1 protein-coding gene is annotated in these 625 nt (G+C 45.8%); it reads right to left on the bottom strand.

Going from position 1 to position 625, the window contains the following annotated elements; translation table 11 throughout:
* A partial coding sequence (cas9, locus tag ACTHUR_RS15520) for a type II CRISPR RNA-guided endonuclease Cas9 (RefSeq protein ID WP_440399531.1) occupies nt 1-625 on the bottom strand: 625 nt, incomplete at both ends.

Here is a 625-nt window from a genome sequence, read left to right as displayed (position 1 = left end):
GGGCGGCAGATAAATCTTTTCTTCCGTATTCTTCTTGCCATAATGGTCTCCGTAGATTTCGGCGCAGGCTTCATCGTAACGTTTGCCTTGCTCCATTAGAGGCACAATTCGGCGCAATGCTTTCAAGGAAATTTGGACGAACTTGTCGAAGTTGATGTGTTTCAACAGCGCTTCTAAGATTTCGGGCTGAACACGGTCTTTCAGACGGCCTGTAATGTCTTCATCGGTTTTGAATAGGGAGAATGCCATGCCGATTTCATCTTGTAATTCGGGAGAAAGGTTTAATGGGGATTTTTTGTCTTTCAATCCTTCTTTTTCCAGCGCACGGCTGATGGCATGGTAGGCCTTTATTTCCATCAATGTTGAGGTTTCGGCATTGTCTTTACCATAGTGTAATCCTTTGAAAAAGGCGGTATCTTCTAAACCCAGTAGCTTACGGGCTTGTGCGTAAGTCAGTTTCTTTTTATACGGCTGATTTATAAGTATGGTGCGTTCGGTATCGGTCAATGGCCGCTCGCTGCCTTGCTCTAAAATACGCAGGTTGTTCAGCTTGGTCAGCCAGATGAAACGTTCGGCTGTGTAGGTGTTTTTAGCGGCTTTCGGCTCTGTCGGTTCGAAGGTGCAA

This window comes from Neisseria sp. P0021.S007, from assembly GCF_051956855.1.
This window is presented reverse-complemented; position numbering and strand designations above follow the sequence as displayed.